Source organism: Enterobacter sp. CPE_E890, from assembly GCF_046521475.1.
Lineage (GTDB): Bacteria > Pseudomonadota > Gammaproteobacteria > Enterobacterales > Enterobacteriaceae > Enterobacter > Enterobacter adelaidei.
On the sequence record NZ_JBKFZW010000001.1, the window covers coordinates 4754519 to 4774615 of the forward strand.

Sequence of the window (20097 nt, forward strand, 5' to 3'; positions counted from 1 at the left end):
CTGTAAGCGCTTCATTATACGGCGTAAGCCTGCTTGATGCTGTAATTTTGTTAAATTAGCGTGAACTTATGCGTTCTGTTCCATTTTCCCCCATTATAATCAACTTAGCGATCCCGCCAGGGTTTTGATATGCTTGCGCCCCGAACTAAGGGAAAGAGTGATTATGCAGGCCTGGTATTTACTTTATTGCAAACGCGGGCAGCTTCAGCGCGCGCAGGAACATCTTGAACGTCAGTCTGTAAATTGCCTGACACCCGTGATCACGCTTGAAAAAATGCAGCGCGGGAAGCGCACAACCGTCAGTGAGCCGTTGTTCCCGAACTACCTCTTCGTGGAGTTCGACCCGGAAGTCATCCACACCACCACCATCAGCGCCACACGCGGTGTCAGCCACTTTGTGCGCTTTGGTACCAGCCCGGCAATGGTTCCGTCAACGGTGATCCACCAACTATCGGTTTATCAACAACCCGAAGGGCTCACCGACCCGGAAACCCCTTACTCAGGGGACTGCGTCGTCATCACGGAAGGTGCTTTCGAAGGGTTGCAGGCGATTTTCGCTGAACCGGACGGCGAAGCACGCTCCATGCTGTTGCTCAACCTGCTGAACAAACAGGTTCTGCAAAGCGTTAAAAACACCGACTTCCGCAAAGTTTAAAAATCGATCCCAAACAGGTGACGCACGTTGTCATCCGTCTGCGCGGAAAGCCAGTGGGGATCTTCTCCGCGCCATTTCGCCACGCTTTCAACGATGTGCCCAAGATGTGCAGGTTCATTTCGCCGCGATGTCGGTTTGGGTTGCATGTCTCTCGGCAGCAGATAAGGCGCATCCGTTTCCAGGAGCAAATGATCAGCCGGGATTACCGGCAACAGCTCGCGAAGCTCAAGCCCGCGGCGCTCATCACAAACCCAGCCAGTGATCCCCAGAAAGAGCCCACGTTCCAGGCAATCCAAAGCCTCCTGTCGCGAACCGGTAAAGCAGTGCAGCACCGCACCGGGTATTTTATCCAGCCACGGGTTCAGAAGGGCAAGAAAACGCTCATGCGCGTCGCGGCAGTGCAAAAACACCGGCATTCCAAGCTCAGCTGCCAGCGCAAGTTGTGCCGTGAACGCTTTTTCCTGCTCTTCAGGCGTGGAAAAGTTACGGTTGAAATCGAGACCGCATTCGCCGATCGCCACCACTTCTGGCATCTTCGCCAGCTTGTACAGGGTATCGCCACTTTCCGCAGTCCACTGGCTGCTGTCATGAGGATGTACACCAGCGGTCGACCAGCAGCGCTCGTAGCGTTGCGCCAACAGCTGCGCCTGCTCGCTTTCATGCAGGTTGGTTCCTGTCAGCAACAGTCCTTTCACTCCGGCAGCAAACGCACGTGCAACGACCTCATCACGATCTTTCGCAAACTGCGAGCTGGTCAGGTTGAGTCCAATATCAAACATGCGAATCTCCATATAACAACCGCCCTGACGGGCGGTTGATTTTACTCTTCAGTGGTCTTGTCTGACGTATCGTCTTCGTCATCTGTTCGACGTCCTTTACCCACGTAGAAACGCGAGAAGAAGACACCGACCTCGAACAGGCAATACATCGGTATGGCCAGCAGCGTCTGGGAGAACACATCCGGCGGTGTCAGCAGCATGCCAACCACAAATGCACCGACCAGGATATACGGACGCTTCTTACGCAGATCATCAGGGGTAGTCACCCCTACCCAGCAAAGCAACACAATGGCCACCGGCACTTCGAATGCCACGCCAAAGGCCATAAACAGTGCCATCACAAAGCTGAGGTAGCTAGCGATATCCGTCGACACCTGGACACCTTCCGGCGCGGTATGCGTCAGGAAGCCAAAGGCCAGCGGGAAGACAACGAAATAGGCAAACGCCATGCCGATATAGAACAGCAGCGAGCTGGATACCAGCAGCGGGATCACCAGCTTGCGTTCGTGTTTGTACAGTGCCGGCGCCACAAATGCCCACACCTGGTAAAGAATGATCGGCGCAGACGCAATCAACGATACCCAGAAAGTAAGCTTAATAGGGGTGAAAAACGGTGATGCAACATCTGTTGCAATCATCGTTGCCCCCAGCGGCATCTGCTTGATCAGCGGCGCAGAGACCACTTGATAGATGTCATTGGCGAAGTAGACCAGACACAGGAATATGAGTAAAACTGCAATAATGCAGTTTAACAGTCGCTTACGCAGCTCTATAAGGTGCGTAATAAGCGGTTGAGTATCATCTACTGCCATGTTTACGCTTTATCACTCGACGATGGGGATGATTCGGAAACAGGTGCTACGGGCTTAACTTCAGCCGCTTTTACCGCTGGCTCTTCCGGCTGCGCCTGTTTTTTCGGTTCAGGTTCCTGCGGCGTTTGTTCAGGCGCTACAGCCTGATGTTCAGCGCTAGCAGGCGTTACGCCCTCGCGCTGCTCCTCGCTGCCCTTCACCACCGGGTTATGGATGGTGTTCGCTTCATCACTCGCTTTTTCAGGATCGTTAATGCTATAGGAGCGCTTCATTGATTCCGCCGCTTCGCGCAGCTCATCCATTGAGGCTTTCAGTTCCGGCGTCAGGTTATCCATGCTCGCCTTCTCTACCTTTTTCAGGCTTTCCTGAAACTCCTGCAACTTAAGTTCCTGTGCCAGCTCATTCTGAACGGTCGATGCAAGCGATCTCAGCGCACGAACCCAGCCCGCAACAGTTTTCACCGCCACCGGCAGACGCTGCGGCCCCAAAACGATCAGGCCAATCACAAAGACCAGCAGCAGCTCACTAAAACCAATGTCGAACACGACTTACACCTGCTCTTTATCGTGGCGTTTAGCGTCTTCCTTTTTGGTTTCGTCTTGCTTGTCGGAGATGGATTTAGCAGTAAAGTCAGCGTCCTGGCTGGTTTTATCCTGCTTGCTCTCATCATCGCTCATCGCTTTCTTGAAGCCTTTGATAGACGCGCCCAGATCGGAACCGATAGAACCGAGCTTTTTGGTGCCGAACAGCAGCACGACGATGACGGCAATGATCAACAATTGCCAGATACTGATACCACCCATACAAGTTCCTCAGGGATAGATGATTAATTAGTCAGGTCGTATTATACGTATGCAACCTGTCGATAGCGACGCAAAATCAGCGCGTCTTTCTCCAGCCAACGAGCCAGACAACCACGCCACCAGCCATCAACCAGGCGGGCATCATCTGCCAGTCCGGACGGTTGATCAGAAGCAGCGTACCACTTAGCAGCAGCGTTGCTCCAATCCCAAAAAGATAGCGTGACTGACCCTGACGAGCACGGCTGGACTGAAGTTCGCGGGCGATTTTATCCATGCTGTGCTGAAGGTTCTTGCTCTGACGCAAACTGTCGTAAACCAGTTCAGGAATTTCAGGCATTTTTTCGATCCAGAACGGGCCTTTCTCTTTCAGTGAACGCACCAGTGCCGGAATGCCAACCTGATCTTTAATCCAGGATTCAAGGAAAGGTTTCGCAGTCTTCCACAAGTCTAACTGAGGATAGAGCTGTCGGCCTACACCCTCAACGTAAAGTAATGTTTTCTGAAGTAAAACTAGCTGTGGCTGAACTTCCATATTAAAACGGCGAGCCGTGTTGAACAGGTTTAACAGCACATGCCCGAAGGAAATTTCCGCCAGCGGTTTTTCAAAAATCGGTTCGCAGACGGTTCGAATGGCAAACTCAAACTCTTCGACGTTGGTATCCGGCGGGACCCATCCGGAATCGACGTGCAGCTCGGCCACCTTACGGTAGTCGCGGTTGAAGAAAGCGATGAAATTCTCAGCAAGATAGCGTTTATCTTCTTTGTTCAACGACCCCACAATCCCACAGTCGATACCGATATACTTCGGATTCTCAGGATGTTCGTAGCTCACGAAGATATTGCCCGGGTGCATGTCCGCATGGAAGAAGCTATCGCGGAACACCTGGGTAAAGAAGACCTGTACGCCACGTTCGGCCAGCAACTTCATGTTCGTTCCCTGTTTCTCCAGGGCCGTCACATCCGAGACGGGAATACCGTAAATACGCTCCATCACCATCATATTCTGGCTACAGTAGTCAGAATAGACTTCGGGTACGTAGAGCATCGGGCTGTTTTCAAAGTTGCGACGCAGCTGAATGGCGTTTGCCGATTCACGCAGCAGATTAAGCTCATCAATCAGAGTTTTTTCATATTCCCGCACCACTTCCATCGGGCGCAGACGACGTCCATCAGGCAGCAAACGGGGCACCCAACGGGCCAACCGGTAAATCAGCTTCATGTCCGCTTTGATGATCGGCAGGATGTCCGGGCGAATAACCTTAATGACAACTTCTTTACCGTTTTCTTTCAGACGTGCTGTGTGGACTTGTGCGATAGAGGCCGACGCCAGAGGCTGGATGTCGAAATCGTCAAACCAGGTTTCGACGGGAATGTTGCCCATCGCCTCTTCGATCTGCTTTTTCGCGCGTGCGCCGTCAAACGGTGCAACGCGATCCTGCAGCATCGCCAGCTCATCCGCAATCAGAGGCGGGAAGAGATCGCGGCGAGTCGAAAGCATCTGACCGAATTTAATCCAGACCGGACCGAGCTCCTGCAGCGCCAAACGCAGACGTTCACCCAGCGGCTGTCCCTTATGTCGATTAGGCATCCAGAACAGCATCCGCCGCCAGATACGAAGCGGCAGCGTGATACGCATTTTAGGGATAAGCTCGTCGAGCCCGTAGCTCAAAAAGATGCGAATAATGAAATAGAGGCGCCGCATTTCACCAGGCGTCATTTGCCCTCCAGTTTTTCCAGCCGTTTGGTTAACGCATCAACCGCACGTTCAACAGCAGCGGTCTCTTCCGCAAACCACGCCACTTCCAGTGGTCCAGGGGCCATACGCCACTCTTCCGTCAGCACTTCCGCCGCATAGCGTTGTTGCCGTTGCAGGTTTTTACGCAAAAAAGCCGCCCCACCATGAATAGCTTTACCGACCCCTTCGGCGGCAATGTCACCAACAAAAGGTGCAAGCAGCTCTGCGGGGTCGAACTCGGCAAGGTCACTGAGCGCAACGAAATTCTGTACAACCTGAATGTCGCCTTCCACTTCCAGCTCACCGCTGCGGATCAGTGCAGTTAATTGCTGGCGGTCGCGTAATTTTGGCAACACGCTCATGTGCGTGATAACAGAGCAGTCGGCTTCACCCTCCCACTCACCCAGAACGTCAAGCTGGCGTTCGCTGAAAACCAGCACCAGCGGCGTCGAGAACTCTTTTAAAACAATGCGTAATACCTTCCCGTTAAGCCGCTGACGTGCAGCTTTCAGCGCCGGGGCGCGATACAGAAAGGCATTCAGTACATTCTCGATGCCAGCGGTGACCAGGGGTTTAAAGGGCACAAGACACCTCCACTCAGAATTTGTAACCGCGATGCAGCGCGACGACACCCGCCGTCAGGTTGAAATATTCAACGTTCTCAAATTCCGCATCCTGCATCATGGCTTTTAATGTGTCCTGATCCGGGTGCATACGAATAGATTCAGCCAGATAACGGTAGCTTTCCGCGTCGTTTGCCACCAGCTCACCAATGCGAGGGAGCACGTGGAATGAATAAGCGTCGTAAGCTTTGCTCAGTGGTTCAATAATCGGTTTAGAGAACTCAAGCACCAGCAGACGTCCACCCGGCTTCAGCACGCGATACATAGAGCGCAGCGCTTTCTCTTTATCAGTGACGTTACGCAGACCGAAGGAGATGGTAATGCAGTCAAAAGTGTTGTCCGGGAATGGCAGCGCTTCGGCGTTCGCCTGCACATATTCCACATTCCCCACCACGCCGATGTTACGCAGCTTTTCGCGTCCCATTTTCAGCATTGAATCATTAATATCTGCCAGAACGACACGGCCAGTTTCGCCTACCAGGCGAGAGAATTTCGCGGTTAAATCGCCCGTGCCGCCAGCTAAATCAAGCACCGTTTGTCCACGACGCACACCGCTGCAGTCGATGGTGAAGCGCTTCCACAAGCGATGAATACCGAATGACATTAAGTCATTCATCACATCGTACTTCGCCGCCACAGAGTGAAATACGTGGGCCACCATGTCAGCTTTCTGCGCTTTGGCAACAGTCTGAAAACCAAAGTGCGTCGTGTCTTGTGAATCGTCAACCATCTCAGAGCCTGCTTATCAGTAAAATGTTTGTGAAGTGTACCAGATTGGACGCGTTTGCCCTACGATTCAACCACCGCGAAACAAACGCGTTGGCTGCTCATCTGGCGATAATTCCGCTGCTAAATCGTTGTCTTCACTGTTTGTCTTTTGTTCAGCACTGCCTTCACGCAGGCGGAACTCCTCGTCCTGCGACGTGGCCTGTTCAACCAGTTCCGGATTAATCTCGCGTTTTACTTCGACGCCCAGACTACGGAATGCCTCAGCTTGTGCCAGTAAGTTACCACGTCCGGAGGAGAGTTTTTTCATTGCCTGACGGTAGTTATCCTGCGCGCGGTCAAGGCTTTGCCCGACCGAGGACATATCGTCCACGAACAGACGCATTTTGTCGTACAGCTTGCTGGCTCGATCGGCAATCTGTTGCGCATTGCGGCTCTGGTGTTCATAGCGCCACAGGTTCGCAATGGTTCGCAAGGCCACCAGCAACGTGGTCGGGCTGACCAGCATAATGTTATTTTTCAGCGCTTCGGTGATCAGTTCAGGCTGCCTGTCGAGTGCCAGCAGGAAGGCCGGTTCAACCGGAATGAACATCAGCACGTAATCCAGTGAGCGCAGGCCCGGCAGTTGCTGGTAGTCTTTTCTGCCGAGCAGACGGATATGGTTACGCACGGAAGCAATATGCTCCTGCAATGCCGACTCTCGGGTGTAATCATCTTCCGCATTAAAGTAGCGCTCATATGCCACCAGCGTCATTTTGGCGTCGATGACAACGTCTTTGCCCTGAGGCAGACGCACTATGACATCGGGCTGCATGCGCGAGCGAGCATCATTTTCGATGCTGACCTGAGTCTCATACTCATAACCTTCACGCAGGCCTGAGGCCTCGAGCACGCGGGTCAGGACCACTTCCCCCCAGTTTCCCTGGGTTTTGTTATCCCCTTTCAGCGCGCGAGTCAGGTTGACCGCCTCCTGCGCCATCTGTGCATTCAGTTGCTGAAGATTGCGAATCTCATGCGCCAGCGTGTGCCGCTCGCGAGCCTCCTGACCAAAACTGTCCTGCACCTGACGACGAAAACCGTCCAGCTGTTCACGCAGAGGCGTCAGAAGGCTGTTCAGGCTCTGGCGATTCTGTTCATCAACGCGGCGGTTGCTGTGCTCGAAAATGCGGTTGGCGAGGTTTTCAAACTGTTCGCTGAGGCGTTGCTCGCTGTTGATCATCTGGCGGATTTTGTCTTCCGCATGCAGTTGGGTGGATTCAAGACGGGTGGTCACTTCGCGGAGATCAGCTTCCAGCGAGGTGTTGATATCCCGCAGGTTGCGTAGTTCGTTGTTGAGCAACTCGCACTCATCGCGCCAGTGCTCGCTCAGAGCAAGTTGCTGTTTTGCCGCGCTTAAATCGGCGACCATCTCTTCTCGCTCGGCCAGTTGGTCGGCCTTCTGCTGTGCATGCTGGTAGCTGGAAATGAGCCAGCCAATCCCTAAGCCCACCAGCGCAATCACCGCGTAAATCAGGATCGAGATATCCACAATGCCCCCTGCATCAACGTATTACCCGCACAAAATAGAATTGTGCTGTATAAACGTCCAGTTTGAAAGGGTTTTCCTGCGAGGCGCTACGCAAAAAATAAAGGCCGAACGTGTCGGCCTTTTATTGCATGCAGAAGAGAGGACTAGATCAGGCGACGCGCCGCTTCCACCACGATTTTCACGGCATGACTTTCAGTCTGCTTCATGGTTTCGGCATTCGGGATCTCCTGCTGCGTACGGTTGACGATAACGCCCGCCACCATACCGGCACGCAGCCCCTGGCTTGCGCACATGGTCAGCAGCGTCGCAGACTCCATTTCGTAGTTCATTACGCCCATAGACTGCCACTCTTCCATAGAACCTTTGAAACGGCTCACCACGCGACCAGAGAAGGTGTCATAGCGCTCCTGGCCTGGGTAGAAAGTATCGGAAGAGGCAGTTACACCCACGTGCGTGGTCGCTCCCACAGATTTCGCCGCTTCAACCAGCGCAGTGGTACATTCGAAGTCTGCCACTGCCGGGAATTCCATTGGCGCGAAGTGCAGGCTTGCCCCGTCCAGACGCACAGATGCGGTGGTGACCAGCACGTCACCGACATTGATATGCGGCTGAATAGCGCCGGTGGTACCGATACGCAGGAAAGTACGAATGCCCAGTTGCGCCAGCTCTTCAACAGCAATGGAGGTCGATGGGCCACCGATACCGGTAGAACACACGATCACGGCTTTGCCATCCAGCTCTGCACGCCAGGTGGTGAATTCACGATGGGCTGCCAGCTTAACCGGCTTATCCATCAGCGCGGCGATCTTTTCCACACGCTCAGGATCACCCGGGACGATAGCGAGCGTAGCCCCTTGTAAATCGTTTTTGGTGAGGCCGAGATGAAAAACATCAGACTTAGACATAGGTGACTCCTCTGTGGGTCGGTTAGTCAGAAGAAGTAAAATGGTACTTTACAGAAGCAATACGCATAATTTCGTGATGCACTTCACCATGAATGAAAATGATTGCAGTAAATTTCCATGAAAAAGTGATTTACATCACATTAACAAGTTATATCGTGGTGTGCTGCACAAAAGATAGACCGTTTAAGGCACTGTGGGTTGTTAACCTGGTGTCTATATTTACCTTTGCGCTAACTCATTGGTACGGAGAATGCCATGACTGAAAAAATCGGTTTTGCACCTGCTGCAGCCCCGCATGCTTCAACCATCGTTTCAACGCCCGAAGAGGCCATAACGGCGGGTGAGACCTCCATCCCCTCGCAGGGGGATAATATGCCGGCTTACCACGCGCGGCCAAAATCGGCAGAGGGTCCGCAGCCCATCGTCATTGTGGTTCAGGAAATTTTTGGTGTTCACGAACATATCCGCGACCTCTGCCGCCGACTGGCGCTGGAAGGGTATCTGGCCGTTGCGCCAGAGCTCTACTTCCGTCAGGGCGATCCGAACGACTACAGCGATATTCCAACATTACTCAGCAACCTGGTCAGCAAAGTCCCTGACGCGCAGGTCATGGCCGATCTCGACCACGTTGCCAGTTGGGCAGCACGTAACGGCGGTGATGCACATCGTCTGATGGTGACGGGTTTCTGCTGGGGAGGGCGTATCAGCTGGCTGTATGCCGCCCATAATCCACAGCTCAAAGCCGCAGTGGCCTGGTACGGCAAACTGGTGGGTGAAAAAACGCTGAATTCACCGAAACATCCGGTTGATATCGCCACCGAGTTGAATGCCCCCGTGTTAGGGCTTTACGGCGGTCAGGACACCGGTATTTCGCTGGATTCGGTAGAAACCATGCGCCATGCGCTCCGCGCGGCAAATGCGAAGGCGGAGATCGTGGTATACCCGGATGCCGGGCATGCATTTAATGCCGACTATCGTCCGAGTTATCATGAGGAATCTGCAAAAGACGGATGGCAGCGAATGCTGGCGTGGTTCAGCCAGTACGGCGGTAAAAAAGGGTAAAAGCAAAAAGCCCGGCGGCGATGACGCCTTACCGGGCCTACAACTTATTACGCCTGACGCAAATTCTGCGCCGCCTGCACCATGTTCGCCAGTGCAGCGCGGGTTTCCGGCCAGCCGCGGGTTTTCAGTCCGCAGTCCGGGTTCACCCACAGACGCTCTGCCGGAATGCGCTGGGCCGCTTTTTTCAGTAGAGCTTCGATCCACTCCACACTCGGCACGTTCGGAGAGTGAATGTCGTACACCCCCGGTCCTATTTCGTTCGGGTAGTCGAACTCTTCAAATGACTCCAGCAGTTCCATGTCTGAACGCGATGTCTCGATGGTGATCACATCGGCATCCAGCGCGGCTATCGAATCCATGATGTCGTTAAATTCGCAGTAACACATGTGGGTGTGGATCTGGGTGTCGTCCTTCGCGACCGCGGCGTTGATGCGGAAAGCCTCCACGCCCCATTTCAGGTAGGCATCCCAGTCGCTACGACGCAGCGGCAGACCTTCGCGCAGCGCCGGTTCGTCGATCTGAATAATGCCAATGCCTGCGGCTTCCAGATCCGCCACTTCATCACGCAGTGCCAGCGCGATCTGTTTGGCGATGGTTTCGCGGCTCACGTCTTCACGCGGGAAGGACCAGCAGAGAATCGTTACCGGACCCGTGAGCATTCCTTTCACCGGTTTATCTGTCAGAGACTGGGCATACTTCGCCCATTCAACGGTAATCGCTTCCGGACGGCTGATATCACCAATCACCACCGGCGGCTTCACGCAGCGGGAACCGTAACTCTGCACCCAGCCATTTTGGGTAAACACGAAACCGTCCAGGTGTTCACCAAAGTATTCCACCATGTCGTTACGCTCGGCTTCACCGTGCACCAGAACATCCAGACCTAAACGTTCCTGCTCGATAATCGCCTGTTTAATGTGTTCAGCGATACCGGTGCGGTAATGATTCGCATCCAGATTGCCCTTTTTGAAGTCCAGACGCAGGCCGCGGATCTCGGTAGTCTGCGGGAAAGAACCGATCGTCGTGGTTGGCCAGGCTGGCAGGTTAAAGCGAGCGCGCTGGGCTTCAGCGCGCACTTCATAGGCGCTCTGGCGCTGACTGTCCTGAGCCGTGATGGCTGCCAGACGTTTTTCGACTGCCGGGTTGTGTACGCGAGCCGAGTCACGGCGCGCCTGGATCGGTGCGCTCCATTCGGTAATCGCTGCCGTGTCCCCCGTGTTCAATGCATCACGCAGCAGCGTCAGCTCCTCACATTTCTGCAAGGCAAAGGCAAACCAGCTCTTCACTTCTGCGTCCAGACGGGTTTCAGCGCTGAGATCGATTGGGCTGTGCAACAGTGAACAAGACGATGCCACCCACAACTCACGTTTGCCGACGATGTCTTTAACCTGAGCGTATTTCTCAGTGAGATCGGCACGCCAGACGTTACGGCCATTCACCACACCGGCCGAGAGCAGCCAGTCCGCAGGCAGGCGTTTGTGCAGCTCCGCGACATCATCTTTACCGTGTACAAAGTCAACGTGCAGACCCTGCACTGGCAGCGCGGTGATGGTCTTCAGGTTTGGCGTCACGCCTTCGAAATAGGTAGTCAGCAGCAACTTCACCTGTCCGGCAAGTGCGTCATACGCCGGTTTGAAGGCATCTAGCCATTCCTGCGGCAACTCGAGCACCAGAGCAGGTTCGTCGATTTGCACCCACTGGATACCGCGTTTGCCCAGCTCAATCAGCACCTGTTTGTAGACCGGAAGAATGTCGTTCAGCAGGCTGAGGCGATCAAACTGCTCACCCTTCACTTTGCCAAGCCACAGGTAAGTAACCGGCCCCAGCAGCACAGGCTTCACCTGGTGACCCAGCGCCAGCGCTTCGTCCACCTCATCCAGTAATTGCGTCCAGGTCAGTTTGAACTGCTGACCTTTAACGAACTCCGGCACCATGTAGTGATAGTTGGTATTAAACCACTTGGTCATTTCAGCCGCTGCCGCTGGCTCACCTGTTGGCGCGCGACCACGGCCGATGCGGAACAGGGTGTCGATATCTACCGATCCATCTTTGTTCTGATGACGAGCCGGCACATTGCCAAGCAGCAGGCTTGTCGTCAGAACATGGTCGTACCAGGCAAAATCGCCCACCGGCAGCAGGTCAATGCCCGCCTGTTTTTGCTGATCCCAGTGACGCGCACGCAGTTCGCGTCCAACGGCCAGCAGTTCTTCACGGGTGGTACTACCCGCCCAGTAGCTTTCTTGCGCTTTTTTCAGCTCGCGACGCAGGCCAACGCGAGGGAAACCGAGAGTGTGATTGCGGATTGTCATGTCATGCCCCTTGTCAATTTTCGGTATTTAGACGTCCAGATGTTTACACATCCATAATTGGCGGTTACTGTATATTCCTCAAGCGCAAAATGTTCATGGCGAAGTGAAGGACTTTCATGATCGAGATAAAACACCTGAAAACGCTACAAGCGTTGCGGAACTGCGGTTCTCTTGCGGCGGCGGCAGCCTCGCTGCACCAGACCCAGTCCGCCCTTTCTCACCAGTTCAGCGATCTGGAACAACGCCTCGGCTTTCGTCTTTTTGTGCGCAAGAGCCAGCCGCTACGCTTTACGCCTCAGGGTGAGATATTGCTGCAGCTGGCAAATCAGGTGCTGCCGCAAATTGCCAGCGCCCTGCAGTCCTGTAACGAGCCGCAACAGACCAAACTGCGTATCGCCATTGAATGTCATAGCTGCATTCAGTGGCTGACCCCCGCACTTGAGAATTTCCGCCAGAAGTGGCCGCAGGTGGAGATGGACTTTACATCCGGGGTGACGTTTGACCCGCAGCCCTCGCTCCAGCAGGGCGAGCTGGATCTGGTCATGACCTCTGATATTCTGCCGCGCAGCGGCCTGCACTACTCCCCAATGTTTGATTATGAAGTGCGTCTGGTGCTGGCGCCGGATCATCCGCTGGCGGCCAAAACGCGCATCACACCGGAAGACCTGGCGACGGAAACGCTGCTGATTTACCCGGTTCAGCGCAGTCGTCTGGATATCTGGCGTCACTTCCTGCAACCGGCAGGCATTAGCCCGCAGCTGAAAAGCGTGGATAACACTCTGCTGTTGATTCAGATGGTGGCGGCCAGAATGGGTATCGCGGCACTGCCGCACTGGGTGGTGGAGAGTTTTGAACGCCAGGGCCTGGTTGTGACCAAAACCCTGGGCGAAGGACTGTGGAGCCGGCTGTACGCCGCCGTGCGCGATGGCGAGCAGCGCCAGCCGATTACGGAGGCGTTTATTCGCTCAACGCGGAACCACGCGTGCGACCATCTTCCGTTTGTGCGGAGCGCGGAGCGACCCAGCGGCGATGGACCCACAGTGAAGCCAGGATCACCGTTCCCCCAATAAGGAAACTCGGCCAGTGGGGTTGCTGCTGCCAGATTGCAAGGTTAACCAGCAGACCCGCGGGCACATGCACGTTGTTCATGATTCCCAGCGTACCGGCGTCGACCTGGGTCGCGCCGTAGTTCCACATGAAGTATCCCAGCCCTGAGGCCACCACACCCAGCCAGACCAGAACGCTCCATTGCACCGTAGTGGTCGGCAGTTTTTGCGGGTTACCGAGCATGAACCACGCCGCTACCGCGACAATCGCGGCCCCCATATAGAACCATGCGAACGCGTTATGCTGCGGCATCGGACGGGTTTCCATCAGACGTTTGTAACCCACCATACCGATGGCGAAACTGATGTTGGCGAGCTGGACGAACATAAGCCCGGTCCAGAAGTGGTCGCTGACTTTGTCATAGCGAATAATCGCCGCCCCAATAACTGCCAGTGCCGCGCTCAGCAAGTATCCCCAGCGTAAACGGCGCTTGCTGAGCAGATCGTAAATCAGCGTGATATAGAGCGGCGTGAGTACGGTAAAAAGCAGAAACTCCGAAACGGACAGGTAGACGTAGGCCCGAAAGCTGAACAGATACATGATGCCGAGCTGCATCGCCCCCACCAGCATATACAGCACAATGGTTTTCAGCGATTGCCCGCGCGTACGCAGAAACGGCAGGAATACCAGCGCCGCCAACCCAACACGCATCAGCACCGAGAAATAACTGTCGACCGAACCAGCAAGATATTCGCCAATCAGGCTAAAGGAGAAGGCCCACAGGATAGTGGTGATAATGAGTAGCGCCACAATGCTTGTCTCTCAGAAAGAAGGACAGGCATTGTAGCGAACTCTTTAGTTGACAACTGAGCAATAAATAACCAAATGAAGATTATTCAAGGAACAGCTTGCGCAGATATTTCGGTACCGCGTTGTCACCGTTAGTGCCGATCACTTCCAGCTCCGGGTGCAGGTCTTTCAGACGCTGGTGCGCGTTCTCCATAATGCAGCCCTTGCCTGCCATCGATAGCATTTCGGCATCGTTCATACCGTCACCAAAGGCGATACAGTCTTTCAGCTCGAAGCCCAGACGCTTCGCAACCGCTTCCAGCGCATGGCCTTTGGATACGCCCCCGGCCATCACTTCCAGACAGGTCAGCGTTGAGAAACTCACGTTAACACGGTCGCCCCAGCGAGCGTTGATCGCCTGCTCCAGCGGCAGCAATTCTTCGTGGCTTTCGCAGGTGAAGAACACCTTGCTGATACCTTCAGGTTCAAGCAGGGCTGGCTCGTACAGGGTGTAGTTGAATACCGCTTCCTTGAAGAAACGCATTTCGTCAGGGCGGTGGCGGTTCATAAACCACTCATCATCACGATAGACGTTAGTCACGATATCCGGGTTGTTGTGCACCACGCCGAACAGATCGGCGGCGATATCGCGATCAAGGTTATGCGCGAAAATCAGGTTGCCGTCCGTATCGTGTACGCGCGCACCGTTAGAGGTGATCATGTACGATTTGATTTCCAGATTATCGCGGATCTGCCCCACGTCTACGTGGTGGCGGCCGGTGGCAAACACAAAGTTCACGCCACGGGCAGTCAGAAGCTTTAAGGTCTCTTTCGCGTAAGGCGACAGGGTGTGGTCGGGGGAAAGCAGCGTGCCATCTAAATCAGATGCAACAACCTGGTACATAGGGAAATTTAACCTCAATAAAAAAATCAGTTATGCCTGTTGAAAAATTCAACAATGGCGTTGAGCGCGACTGAGCGCATAGCGTCCTTTTCAAAAAGGATCTCATGGTACGCGCCGTTGATGACCAGCGGTTTTCCCCCTTCACAGGGGTGACCGGCAGCAGCGCGGAGTTCACAAAAACGATCGTGCATGCGGTTATCCACCACACGCTCTTCTTCAGCCTGAATCAGAAGTGTTGGCGTGTCATCATCACCCGCGCCAGCAAGCACCTGTTCCCCGGCAAGAATACCTTCCCGCACCCAATGATAGGTCGGACCGCCAACGCGCAGGCGTGGTTCATCGGCATAAAAACGCAGGTTACGACGATAACGCTGTCGGCTGTGGGTTAACACGTTCATTGCAAACGGCAATGCACGCCAGCGCCCCGTCCCGATGGCATAGCCTTCACGAATGCGCTGATGGCCCTCAGCCCAATCGAGAATATGGCGCACCATCCAGTCAGGAAAACGCATGACGATGCCATACATTGGCGCAGTAAGCGCAATGGCATCGCACTGGTGCTCATAGCGCTGTAAAAATAGCGTAGAGATTGCCCCACCCATAGAGTGCGCCAGAATATAGCGCTTACGCCATGGACCAGGTTCAACTTCCTGCTGCCAGAACGCGGCAAGATCGTCGACATAATCGCTGAAATTATCCACATGACCGCGGTGCGTGTCCGATAACAGACGACCAGAAAGCCCCTGCCCACGATGGTCGATAATCAACACATCAAAGCCAAGATGGACAAGATCATAAGCCAGCTCGGCGTATTTGATGTAGCTCTCAATGCGCCCAGGGCAGACGACGATCACCCGATCGTTCTTCACATTGCGGAAACGCACGAAGCGTACCGGAATATCACCGACGCCCGTAAACTCATCTTCCTCACGCTGCCGCCAGAAATCGGTCAGCGGCCCCATAGAGAAAGCAGCAAATGCGTTTTCTCGTGTTTCCCAGTCCTTTTTCTGCTGAAACATCGGGTTTCCACTCACGTAAGCCAAGGAATATCGTTTTTTCGTAACAGGTCACAAAATGACTCAACAATAGCGTATTGTGGCATAAAAATAGACGGTTCGGGAGCGTCAAATGACCTTCGAGTGGTGGTTCGCCTACCTGCTGACATCCATTATCCTCAGCCTTTCACCGGGCTCAGGTGCTATTAACACAATGACCACCTCCATCAACCACGGCTATCGCGGTGCGGCGGCGTCGATTGCCGGTTTGCAGACCGGGCTGGGCATTCATATTGTGCTGGTCGGGATTGGTCTGGGGACGCTGTTCTCCCGCTCTGTGCTGGCGTTCGAAGTACTGAAATGGGCCGGTGCAGCGTACCTGATTTGGCTGGGTATTCAGCAGTGGCGCGCGGCAGGTTCGATTAATCTCAACACGCTTGCCCAGTCGCAAACCCGTGGTCGTCTGTTCAAACGTGCAGTATTTGTAAACCTGACCAACCCGAAAAGCATTGTTTTCCTGGCTGCCCTGTTCCCGCAGTTTATCGCTCCACATCAACCACAGGTGATGCAGTATGTGGTGCTGGGCGCGACCACCATTATCGTCGATATCATCGTGATGATTGGTTATGCGACGCTGGCACAGCGAATTGCGGCGTGGATTAAAGGGCCTAAACAGATGAAGGCCCTGAATAAAGTGTTTGGTTCGCTGTTTATGCTGGTGGGCGCGCTGCTTGCATCAGCGCGTCACGCTTAGCGAGAAATGATGAGATGAATACCAAAGCCGGCGAACAGCGCGCCGGCAAAGCCGTCGATCCACTTCGCGATGCGCTGATAGCCACGGCGCATCGCCGGTAAGGCAAACAGGCTTGCAACAATGGTGAACCACGCAAACGTCTCAACGACGATCAGCAGGAAAATACCCCAGCGTGCGCCCGCACCAACGCTATCACCCACAAACAGCGAGAACACGGAGCCGAAATAGATAATCGCTTTTGGGTTTGCCAGATTGGTCAGCAGCCCCTTCACAAAGCTGCGGCCGCCCGTTGCCAGCTCCACCTTTGGCTCTTCCGGTTTTTTCTCTTCTTTCTTCAGCGCCCCGCGCAACATCTGGTAGCCCATCCAGCACAGATACAAGCCACCGCCGACCATAATGATGTTATGCAGCCAGGCCATCTTTGCCAGGATCAGGTTCAGACCGAGCAGTGCCACCGCCGCCCAGACCATCACGCCCATGGTGATACCCAGTACTCCCATCATCGCCTCTTTGCGGGAGCGGCTGACGGCAGTTTGTGACACGAAGAAAAAGTCAGGGCCAGGGCTCATCAGCGCAACGATGTGCACTAACGCCACGGTGAGAAATAGCATTAACATAATTCGCTCGCGGGGAAATAATTTAGTGAGTCACCATCCTGGCACTTTTTAGCCCGGCTGACTACTCCTCATCATCACCGTCGGCGTGAGAGCGAATGAGTGCCATAAACTCCTTACCAAAGCGCTCGAGCTTACGTGTGCCAACACCGTTGACGCTGAGCATTTCGCTGGCGGTCAGCGGCATCTGTTCGGCCATCTCAATCAGCGTCGCGTCGTTGAAGACGACATAAGGCGGGATATTCTCTTCATCGGCAATGGCTTTTCGCAGCTTGCGCAGTTTGGCGAACAGCTTACGGTCGTAATTGCCACCGTAGGATTTCTGCATCACGCGCGGTTTGAGGGCGATGACGCGTGGTACGGCAAGCTTGAGTTCGATATCACCGCGCAGCACCGGACGCGCGGCTTCGGTAAGCTGCAGTGCGGAGTGCTGGGCGATATTCTGTGTGGCAAAGCCAAGGTGAATTAGCTGACGAATAATACTGACCCAGTGCTCGTGGCTCTGGTCTTTGCCAATACCGTACACCGGCAACTTGTCGTGGCCCATGTCGCGGATACGCTGGTTATTGGCGCCGCGCAGCACTTCAACCACGTAGCCCATGCCGAAGCGTTGATTGACACGGTAAATGGTCGAGAGCGCCTTACGCGCATCCATCAGACCATCGTACTGTTTAGGAGGATCAAGACAGATATCGCAGTTACCGCACGACTCCTGACGCCCTTCACCAAAATAGTTGAGCAACACCAGACGGCGGCAGGTTTGCGCTTCGGCAAAGGCCCCCATCGCGTTGAGCTTATGGCGCTCGATATCCTGCAGCTGTCCCTGCGGTTTCTCTTCCAGACAGCGGCGCAGCCATGCCATATCGGCCGGATCGTAAAACAGCATTGCTTCCGCAGGCAGGCCGTCACGCCCGGCGCGGCCGGTTTCCTGATAGTAGGATTCAATATTTCGCGGGATGTCGAAGTGCACAACAAAGCGCACGTTGGGTTTATTAATCCCCATCCCAAATGCCACCGTCGCGACCACAATTTGCAGGTCATCACGCTGGAATTTCTCCTGCACGTCGGCGCGAATGTGGTTTTCTAACCCGGCATGATAAGCCGCAGCGCTAAAGCCACGGCTTTGCAGACGCGCAGCCGTGTCTTCCACTTTTGCGCGGCTGTTGCAGTAAATAATGCCTGACTTGCCGCGCTGCTCCTGCACATAGCGCAAGAGCTGATCCAGCGGTTTGAATTTTTCCATCAGCATGTAGCGGATGTTCGGGCGATCGAAACTGCTGACCTGAATCAACGGGTCGTTCAGCCCCAGCAGACGGACAATATCCAGCCGCGTGGTGTCGTCCGCCGTGGCGGTAAGCGCCATAAACGGAAGCTCGGGGAAGCGCTGACGGAGCTGGCCGAGGGCCGCGTATTCCGGGCGGAAATCGTGTCCCCACTGGGAAATACAGTGTGCTTCATCTACCGCCAGCAGCACCGGATTCCAGTGCGCGAGATGGTCGAGGAAGTTATCCAGCATCAGGCGTTCCGGCGCGATATACAGCAGGCGGATCTGCCCGGTGCGGCACCCGGCCATCACCTCTTGCTGCTGCTCGCGGGTCTGCGTGGAGTTAAGACAGGCCGCCGCCACGCCGTTGGCAAGCAGCTGGTCAACCTGGTCTTTCATCAGAGAAATAAGTGGCGATACCACGACCGTCAGGCCGTTAAGCACCAGCGCGGGCACCTGATAACAGAGTGATTTACCGCCACCGGTCGGCATCACCACCAGGCAATCACGACCTTCCAGCACGGTTTCAATGATGGTTTCCTGGCCAGGGCGGAACTGCTGGTAGCCAAAGGTTTCATGCAAAACCTGTTTAGCCAGCGACTCCTGATTCAATACTTCCGCCTGCGCCACATTAACCCCATATGCCAGAAATGAAACAGGCGCTATTTTCAGCGCCTGAGAGAGAAACTTCAACGTTTAACGCAAAAACATTCGAGCAGTCTAGAAAATATCGTTCAGCATCACGCCCACACCCACGCGGGTCTGGTTGAAGTTATAGTCGATGAGCGACTCGCCGTAACCGCTGTAGACCTGGGTATAAATACGCACATGTTTGGTCATCGGGTAGCTTAAGCCCAGCTCTGCGCCGCCGTAGCCGGTATTCCAGTTGTACTGGCCTTTGGCGCTCAGCACCGCATCACCCAGTTGATAACCAATCTTGAGCTGATAGTAGCCCATATATTTGGTGATATCCGGGTTGTCATCGGTGCTCCCCACCACGTACCACGGCTTCACTTCCACCATCAAATTGCCATTCTGCGCCATCAGGCGTGTATAGGCACGGTTCCAGCTACGTGACGTTGGGTCAGAACGACCGTTTGAATCGTGGTTGAAACCTACCTCGACGTCACGCAACGTCCAGCCGGCGAACTCGTAATCCGTTGCAAAACCAAGGAACAGCTGCGGCTCATAGTTAGTTTCACGGAACGGCGATGACTCCCCGCTGTTAGATAACTGCCACCAGGATTTCTGCGTATAAGACGCGCCGAATACCGAGTTTGGCCCCAGAATGCCGCGCCAGAACGGGAATGCGAGGCTGAGCTGATACTTCACTTCATCTTTACGCGCATTATCAGCCCAGTTATAGGAGCTTATCGCCTCTTTATTGAGATCGCTGGTCTGAGTGTAAATCACGTAGTTGGTGTCATAAGGATAGAGCGTGAACGGATTGTCATGCTCCTGAAGAAGGTTCGCGATAATGCTGCCGTGAACGGCAGGTTGATCATGCACCTCTTTAATCGTCGCTTCCTGCGCAATTGCTGTGAAGGGCAGCGCAACTGCCACCAGTAACCAGGCCAGATACGTCCGCATCGGTGGTGTTCTCCTGCAAAAAATTAAGATGACTTGAATAGTTATGTGGCGGACATTCTACAGACTTCTGCGACAACTGCTGCATCCTCGTTTCTGAAAGTGGAATTCCTTATTGCCACGGCATAAAATCAACATTTCGTTAACAATAAGGATGTGATGTCTCATGTCAGCCATGCTTACCGCCGAAGAAGTTTTAAAACTCG

Annotated in this window: 20 protein-coding genes; 4 read left to right on the forward strand and 16 right to left on the reverse strand. The window is 54.3% G+C overall.

From position 1 onward, the window contains the following. The first annotated feature begins 163 nt into the window (after positions 1-163). A complete protein-coding gene (rfaH, locus tag ACLHV9_RS23460; protein ID WP_108091163.1) occupies positions 164-655 on the forward strand; it encodes a transcription/translation regulatory transformer protein RfaH in 492 nt (163 codons plus the stop codon). Here the strand turns inward: rfaH and tatD are convergent. The 9 genes from tatD to udp form a co-directional block, all read right to left on the reverse strand. Beyond that, positions 652-1434, reverse strand: a complete 783-nt coding sequence (tatD, locus tag ACLHV9_RS23465; RefSeq protein WP_108091164.1) for a 3'-5' ssDNA/RNA exonuclease TatD — start codon at positions 1432-1434, stop codon at positions 652-654. The two genes, rfaH and tatD, sit on opposite strands and share 4 nt — an antisense overlap. Before the next feature lie 41 nt (positions 1435-1475). Next, complete coding sequence (tatC, locus tag ACLHV9_RS23470; protein WP_028018170.1) at positions 1476-2246, reverse strand: Sec-independent protein translocase subunit TatC; 771 nt, start codon at positions 2244-2246, stop codon at positions 1476-1478. Positions 2247-2248: 2 nt separating this feature from the next. Next, positions 2249-2791, reverse strand: a complete 543-nt coding sequence (gene tatB, locus ACLHV9_RS23475; RefSeq protein ID WP_028018171.1) for a Sec-independent protein translocase protein TatB — start codon at positions 2789-2791, stop codon at positions 2249-2251. Positions 2792-2794: 3 nt separating this feature from the next. After that, positions 2795-3049: a Sec-independent protein translocase subunit TatA gene (gene tatA / locus ACLHV9_RS23480; protein WP_028018172.1), complete on the reverse strand. Its 255-nt coding sequence runs from the start codon at positions 3047-3049 to the stop codon at positions 2795-2797. 76 nt (positions 3050-3125) lie between these two features. Continuing rightward, positions 3126-4766 carry a ubiquinone biosynthesis regulatory protein kinase UbiB gene (gene ubiB, locus ACLHV9_RS23485; protein WP_028018173.1) on the reverse strand — a complete coding sequence of 547 codons (1641 nt, stop codon included), beginning with the start codon at positions 4764-4766 and terminating at the stop codon, positions 3126-3128. Beyond that, entirely contained in the window at positions 4763-5368 is a 606-nt protein-coding gene (ubiJ, locus tag ACLHV9_RS23490) for a ubiquinone biosynthesis protein UbiJ (protein WP_028018174.1), read from the reverse strand. The genes ubiB and ubiJ overlap by 4 nt, the downstream gene beginning before the upstream one ends. Before the next feature lie 13 nt (positions 5369-5381). Continuing rightward, positions 5382-6137, reverse strand: coding sequence for a bifunctional demethylmenaquinone methyltransferase/2-methoxy-6-polyprenyl-1,4-benzoquinol methylase UbiE (gene ubiE, locus ACLHV9_RS23495; protein WP_008501525.1), 756 nt, complete (start codon positions 6135-6137; stop codon positions 5382-5384). A gap of 66 nt (positions 6138-6203) precedes the next feature. Further along, entirely contained in the window at positions 6204-7661 is a 1458-nt protein-coding gene (gene rmuC / locus ACLHV9_RS23500) for a DNA recombination protein RmuC (RefSeq protein ID WP_108091165.1), read from the reverse strand. Between the two features lie 143 nt (positions 7662-7804). Next, on the reverse strand, positions 7805-8566 hold the full coding sequence (udp, locus tag ACLHV9_RS23505; protein ID WP_003860792.1) for a uridine phosphorylase: 762 nt from the start codon (positions 8564-8566) through the stop codon (positions 7805-7807). Between the two features lie 255 nt (positions 8567-8821). On the opposite strand from udp, the gene ACLHV9_RS23510 reads away from it, so the two are divergent. Next, complete coding sequence (locus ACLHV9_RS23510) at positions 8822-9628, forward strand: dienelactone hydrolase family protein (protein ID WP_108091167.1); 807 nt, start codon at positions 8822-8824, stop codon at positions 9626-9628. Between the two features lie 47 nt (positions 9629-9675). Here ACLHV9_RS23510 and metE read toward each other — a convergent pair whose 3' ends face one another. Beyond that, entirely contained in the window at positions 9676-11937 is a 2262-nt protein-coding gene (gene metE / locus ACLHV9_RS23515) for a 5-methyltetrahydropteroyltriglutamate--homocysteine S-methyltransferase (protein ID WP_028018177.1), read from the reverse strand. A 116-nt stretch (positions 11938-12053) separates the two neighbouring features. Here metE and metR point away from each other — a divergent pair, with 116 nt between their 5' ends. Next, positions 12054-13007: an HTH-type transcriptional regulator MetR gene (gene metR, locus ACLHV9_RS23520; RefSeq protein ID WP_028018178.1), complete on the forward strand. Its 954-nt coding sequence runs from the start codon at positions 12054-12056 to the stop codon at positions 13005-13007. Here the strand turns inward: metR and ACLHV9_RS23525 are convergent. The 3 genes from ACLHV9_RS23525 to pldB all read right to left on the reverse strand — a co-directional run bounded on the left by ACLHV9_RS23525 (position 12895) and on the right by pldB (position 15696). Further along, a complete protein-coding gene (locus ACLHV9_RS23525; RefSeq protein ID WP_032666884.1) occupies positions 12895-13794 on the reverse strand; it encodes a carboxylate/amino acid/amine transporter in 900 nt (299 codons plus the stop codon). The genes metR and ACLHV9_RS23525 overlap by 113 nt on opposite strands. Positions 13795-13876: 82 nt before the next feature. Next, a complete protein-coding gene (yigL, locus tag ACLHV9_RS23530; protein ID WP_028018179.1) occupies positions 13877-14677 on the reverse strand; it encodes a sugar/pyridoxal phosphate phosphatase YigL in 801 nt (266 codons plus the stop codon). 26 nt (positions 14678-14703) lie between these two features. Beyond that, positions 14704-15696: a lysophospholipase L2 gene (gene pldB / locus ACLHV9_RS23535; protein WP_028018180.1), complete on the reverse strand. Its 993-nt coding sequence runs from the start codon at positions 15694-15696 to the stop codon at positions 14704-14706. A 109-nt stretch (positions 15697-15805) separates the two neighbouring features. Here pldB and rhtB point away from each other — a divergent pair, with 109 nt between their 5' ends. Next, positions 15806-16426: a homoserine/homoserine lactone efflux protein gene (rhtB, locus tag ACLHV9_RS23540; protein ID WP_028018181.1), complete on the forward strand. Its 621-nt coding sequence runs from the start codon at positions 15806-15808 to the stop codon at positions 16424-16426. On the opposite strand, the gene rhtC is transcribed toward rhtB, so the two are convergent. The 3 genes from rhtC to pldA form a co-directional block, all read right to left on the reverse strand. Continuing rightward, positions 16423-17043, reverse strand: a complete 621-nt coding sequence (gene rhtC / locus ACLHV9_RS23545) for a threonine export protein RhtC (protein WP_010426287.1) — start codon at positions 17041-17043, stop codon at positions 16423-16425. The genes rhtB and rhtC overlap by 4 nt on opposite strands. 61 nt (positions 17044-17104) lie before the next feature. Next, positions 17105-18934 (reverse strand): ATP-dependent DNA helicase RecQ, encoded by a 1830-nt coding sequence (gene recQ / locus ACLHV9_RS23550; protein WP_407221125.1) that lies wholly within the window; start codon positions 18932-18934, stop codon positions 17105-17107. 90 nt (positions 18935-19024) lie between these two features. Then, the gene (pldA, locus tag ACLHV9_RS23555; RefSeq protein WP_028018183.1) at positions 19025-19894 is read right to left on the reverse strand and encodes a phospholipase A; all 870 of its coding nucleotides are present in this window, start codon (positions 19892-19894) and stop codon (positions 19025-19027) included. Positions 19895-20097: the final 203 nt, after the last annotated feature.

Excerpts from the sequence above, each read along its gene's own strand:
- rfaH (WP_108091163.1), top strand. The coding sequence starts at position 164 with ATGCAGGCCTGGTATTTACTTTATTGCAAACGCGGGCAGCTTCAGCGC.
- tatD (WP_108091164.1), bottom strand. The coding sequence starts at position 1,434 with ATGTTTGATATTGGACTCAACCTGACCAGCTCGCAGTTTGCGAAAGAT.
- tatC (WP_028018170.1), bottom strand. The coding sequence starts at position 2,246 with ATGGCAGTAGATGATACTCAACCGCTTATTACGCACCTTATAGAGCTG.
- tatA (WP_028018172.1), bottom strand. The coding sequence starts at position 3,049 with ATGGGTGGTATCAGTATCTGGCAATTGTTGATCATTGCCGTCATCGTC.
- ubiB (WP_028018173.1), bottom strand. The coding sequence starts at position 4,766 with ATGACGCCTGGTGAAATGCGGCGCCTCTATTTCATTATTCGCATCTTT.
- ubiE (WP_008501525.1), bottom strand. The coding sequence starts at position 6,137 with ATGGTTGACGATTCACAAGACACGACGCACTTTGGTTTTCAGACTGTT.
- udp (WP_003860792.1), bottom strand. The coding sequence starts at position 8,566 with ATGTCTAAGTCTGATGTTTTTCATCTCGGCCTCACCAAAAACGATTTA.
- ACLHV9_RS23510 (WP_108091167.1), top strand. The coding sequence starts at position 8,822 with ATGACTGAAAAAATCGGTTTTGCACCTGCTGCAGCCCCGCATGCTTCA.
- metE (WP_028018177.1), bottom strand. The coding sequence starts at position 11,937 with ATGACAATCCGCAATCACACTCTCGGTTTCCCTCGCGTTGGCCTGCGT.
- metR (WP_028018178.1), top strand. The coding sequence starts at position 12,054 with ATGATCGAGATAAAACACCTGAAAACGCTACAAGCGTTGCGGAACTGC.
- yigL (WP_028018179.1), bottom strand. The coding sequence starts at position 14,677 with ATGTACCAGGTTGTTGCATCTGATTTAGATGGCACGCTGCTTTCCCCC.
- pldB (WP_028018180.1), bottom strand. The coding sequence starts at position 15,696 with ATGTTTCAGCAGAAAAAGGACTGGGAAACACGAGAAAACGCATTTGCT.
- rhtB (WP_028018181.1), top strand. The coding sequence starts at position 15,806 with ATGACCTTCGAGTGGTGGTTCGCCTACCTGCTGACATCCATTATCCTC.
- rhtC (WP_010426287.1), bottom strand. The coding sequence starts at position 17,043 with ATGTTAATGCTATTTCTCACCGTGGCGTTAGTGCACATCGTTGCGCTG.
- pldA (WP_028018183.1), bottom strand. The coding sequence starts at position 19,894 with ATGCGGACGTATCTGGCCTGGTTACTGGTGGCAGTTGCGCTGCCCTTC.